4 protein-coding genes are annotated in these 4,084 nt (G+C 69.9%); 1 reads left to right on the top strand and 3 read right to left on the bottom strand.

The window, feature by feature from the left end:
* Positions 1-210: 210 nt before the first annotated feature.
* Entirely contained in the window at positions 211-1,488 is a 1,278-nt protein-coding gene (locus ACKVMH_RS12630; RefSeq protein WP_412700560.1) for an acetyl-CoA C-acetyltransferase, read from the top strand.
* Positions 1,489-1,500: 12 nt separating this feature from the next.
* Here the strand turns inward: ACKVMH_RS12630 and folE are convergent, their stop codons facing one another.
* The 3 genes from folE to ACKVMH_RS12615 form a co-directional block, all read right to left on the bottom strand.
* Positions 1,501-2,091: a GTP cyclohydrolase I FolE gene (gene folE / locus ACKVMH_RS12625; RefSeq protein WP_215219029.1), complete on the bottom strand. Its 591-nt coding sequence runs from the start codon at positions 2,089-2,091 to the stop codon at positions 1,501-1,503.
* Positions 2,092-2,252: 161 nt separating this feature from the next.
* On the bottom strand, positions 2,253-2,714 hold the full coding sequence (locus ACKVMH_RS12620) for a hypothetical protein (protein WP_412700559.1): 462 nt from the start codon (positions 2,712-2,714) through the stop codon (positions 2,253-2,255).
* Between the two features lie 142 nt (positions 2,715-2,856).
* Positions 2,857-4,084: 7TM diverse intracellular signaling domain-containing protein (locus ACKVMH_RS12615; protein WP_412700558.1), on the bottom strand; the 1,228-nt coding region annotated here is incomplete at its 5' end.

Here is a 4,084-nt window from a genome sequence, read left to right as displayed (position 1 = left end):
CCGGCGCGGCGCCGGTCAGTTCAAGCGCGAGCGCGCCGAGCACGTGCAATTGCGGGGTCTGGCTCATCGCGTCCCTTAATGAAAATACGCTGGCGTTTGGTCGCGCCGCGGCCCCGGCGCTACACTCGCCCATTATGCCCGCACCTGCTTGCGGGCCGGTCCCGCAAGCCCCGCGCTGCGCCATCGCAGCGCCTTCCAGAAGGTGATCCGATGCGTCCTGTCCGTCCCGTTGCCGTGCTCGGCGGAGTGCGAATCCCGTTCTGTCGCCAGAACACCGCATATGCGGACGTCGGCAACCTGGGGATGTCGGTGCGCACGCTCGGCGCGCTGGTCGAGAAATTCGGCCTGCACGGGCAGGTGCTCGGCGAGGTCGCGATGGGCGCGGTGATCAAGCATTCCTCCGACTGGAACCTGGGCCGCGAAGCCGCGCTGTCGTCGGGGCTGTCGCCGCTGACCCCGGGCATCACCCTGCAGCGTGCCTGCGGCACCTCGCTGGACGCGCTGATCACGGTCGGCAACAAGATCGCAACCGGCCAGATCGAGGCCGGCATCGGCGGCGGGTCGGATTCCACCTCCGACGTGCCGATCGTCTACGGCAAGGCGCTTCGTCGCCGGTTGCTGGCGGCCAATGCGGCGAAGGACTTCAAGGGCAAGCTGGGCGAGTTCCGCGGGTTCTCGCTGGGCGAGCTCAAGCCCGATTTCCCGGGCGTGGCCGAGCCGCGCACCGGCAAGTCGATGGGCGAGCACTGCGAGGACATGGCCAAGCAGTGGAACATCGGCCGCGATTCGCAGGACGAGTGGGCGTTGTCGTCGCACCTGAAGCTGGCCGCCGCCTACGAGCGCGGATTCTTCGACGACCTGGTGGTGAGCTTCCGCGGCGTCTCGCGCGACAACAACCTGCGTCCCGACAGCTCGCTGGAGAAGCTGGCGACGCTGAAGCCGGCGTTCGACCGCACCTCCGGCCGCGGCACGCTGACTGCGGCCAACTCGACCCCGCTCACCGACGGCGCCGCGGCCTGCCTGCTGGCGTCCGACGAGTGGGCGGCGGCGCATGGCCACGAGGTGCTGTGCTACCTGCGCGACGCGCACGTTGCCGCGGTCGACTTCATCCATGGCGAGGGGCTGCTGATGGCGCCGACCGTTGCGGTCCCGCAGATGCTGGCGCGCAACGGCCTGAGCCTGCAGGACTTCGACTTCTACGAGATCCACGAGGCGTTCGCGGCGCAGGTACTGTGCACGCTGCGCGCGTGGGAGAGCGAGGAGTACTGCCGGACCCGGCTCGGCCTGCATGCGCCACTGGGCCGGATCGACCCGGACCGGATCAACCCCAACGGCTCGTCGCTCGCGACCGGGCATCCGTTCGCGGCGACCGGCGCCCGTATCGTCGCCACCGCCGCCAAGGAACTGGCCGCGCGCGGCGGCGGCCGGTGCCTGGTGTCGATCTGCACCGCCGGCGGGATGGGCGTGGTCGCTATCCTGGAGCGGTGACGCGCGGGGCGCTCAGCGCCCCGGGCCGACGTCGATGAACTGCAGGAACTCGGCGCGCGTGCGGGCATCGTCGCGAAAGCCGCCGAGCATCTTCGAGGTGATCATGCTGACCCCGCGCTTGTGCACGCCGCGGGTGGTCATGCATTCGTGCGCACCCTCGATGACGACCCCGACGCCGCGCGGCTGGAGCACGCGCTGGATGCAGTCGGCGATCTGCGAGGTCATCTTCTCCTGCACCTGGAACCGACGCGCATAGGCGTCGACCACGCGGGCGAGCTTGCTGATGCCCACCACCTTCCCGTCGGGCAGGTAGCCGATGTGCGCCTTGCCGATGATCGGCGCCATGTGGTGCTCGCAATGGCTCTCGAACTCGATGTCGCGCAGCACGATCAGCTCGTCGTAGCCGCACACTTCCTCGAACGTGCGCGCGAGGTAATCATCGGGATCGAGCGCGTAGCCGCTGAACCAGTCCTGGTAGGCCTTGGCCACCCGCTTGGGGGTGTCGACGAGGCCTTCGCGGTCGGGGTTCTCGCCGGCCCAGCGCAGCAGGGTGCGGACGGCGGCCTCGGCTTCGTCGCGGGAAGGACGGGTGGGATCGGACATGGCGCTGGGCTTTGTTGCGTGGGGACCGCCCATGCTACCGCGCGCCCCCCATGGCCGCGAAGCGGCGGCATCCGCCCACAAAAAGACGGGGCCGCCAGGCGACCCCGTCCAGAACCAACTGCGTGTTGTTCTTGTTTGTTGTTGTTGTGCCGTAACTTGGCTCAGCGACCGTCGCGGTCTGCGTCGCCCGGCATCGCGCGCTCGATGTGGTGCCAGCCGTCGCGCACCGCGTGGCGTGCATCGTTCCACTCCAGTCGCGAATCGCCGCGGGTGTCGCGCCAGTTGCGCTCCAGCGTCGGCTCGGCATCCTCGAAACGCTGGCCGCGGTACTGGCCGTAGGTGTCGTAGCCGTACTGGTAGGCCGGCTCGTAGTCGTTCCACTCGCGGTCGGCCGAGTAGTACGGACGGTTGCGGTACTCGGTCTCGAAGTGCTTGCGGTACTCGGTCGGGTTGACCGCTTCGGCGATCGAGTCACCCGCCTTGGCGCCGAGCACGCCACCGGCGACGGCGCCAACCGCGCTGCCCACCGGGCCGGCAACCGAACCGACGGCCGCGCCAGTCACCGCTCCGGCAACTGCGCCCGTGCCTGCACCAATGCTGTGGTCCTTTTTTACGTCACTCATGATCGCGCTCCGTTATACGTGGGGGAGCCGGCACGGTTGTCCTGCGCCGGTTGCATCCAAGCTAGGCGCGGAGGGGTTCATCCGGGGTGAAAGAAGCGCCGCGCAATGCGCGCGCTTCAGCATCGTGCACGCGACGTCAGCGTTAGGCGTCGACCAGGGGCGGCTGCGCGGCGGCGGTGAACAGGGCCTGCAACTCGCGGCGCTCGCGGTCGTGGTGCAACGCCGTGCCGGCGCGTGCGAACAGGCCGTCCGCGTTCTCCCCGCGTCGCGACATCGCCAGCCCGATGCAGACATCGACGACGACATCGCGTCCATCGACCCTGAAGGGTTCGGCGAGTCCGGCACGGATGCGCTCGAGCAGGTGCTCGCAATCGGGACGGCGGCACTCGCTGATCACCGCGAACCGCGCGCCTTCGACCCGCGCGATGCTGTCGTCGGCGCGCAGCAGTGCGCGCGTGCGCGAGAGCGCCTGTTGCAGCAGCGCGTCGCCGGCCGCGGTGCCGTGTGCGGTGACGAACGCGGAATGTCCGGCCAGTTCGAACAGCAACAGGCCGTAGCGGTTGCGCCCGAAGCTGGCGCGCAGGTGCCACGCATCGAGCTTGTGCTTCAGCGCAGCGCCATCGAGCGCGCCGGTGAGCGGATCGCGCGCAAGGCTGGCGTCGTCGCCGATCGCGAGTCGGTGGCGCGCCAGTGCGCGGTGCACCAGTGCGCCGGCCAGCAGCAGCGATTCGACCACCGCGATCGGTGCAAGCAGGTCCTGCGTCCACGGCAATCGTGCGAGTCCGAGCTGGTCGATCGACGAGGCCGCCACCAGCAGCAGCAGCGGTGCCCAGGCGAGCAGGTAGATACCGGCGTGGCCGACGCCGCGGCGCCGCGCGAGCATCGCCAGCAGCAGCATCGCCGGTGCCGCGAACAGCAGCAGCACGTGCTGGCCCAGGTGGTAGGCCTCGTGGACACGCGCACGCCCCAGCCACAGCACCGCCAGCATCGCGACCTGCAGCCACGCCAGTCCGCGCACCGCCAGCGCCGCGCGTGGCGCGATCCGGTCGAGCTCGAGGAAGCGCAGGGTGAAGACGAACTGCGAGACCACCGCGAGCGCGGCGAACGTCCACGCCGCGGTGGCACCACCGGCGGCAATCCAGCCCATGCCGAAGATCTCGCCGGCATCGCCGCTGTCGAGCACCGCGAACACGGCGACGCCGGCGAGATACCCGCCGTGGCACAGGTACAACAGGTCTCGGAACAGCAGCCACAACGCAAATGCGACACAGGCCCCCAGCACCAGCACGGTGAACGCCGCGGCGACGCGGCGCGCCCCGCGGCGCTGTTCGAGCGCGAGCTCGGGACCGGTGGCGAGCCGCAGCAGCACC

The sequence above is a fragment of the Lysobacter zhanggongensis genome (genome assembly GCF_046638635.1).
Taxonomy (GTDB): domain Bacteria; phylum Pseudomonadota; class Gammaproteobacteria; order Xanthomonadales; family Xanthomonadaceae; genus Novilysobacter; species Novilysobacter luteus.
The sequence above is the reverse complement of the archived record's forward strand: the minus strand, read 5'-3'. Positions and strand labels throughout refer to the sequence as shown.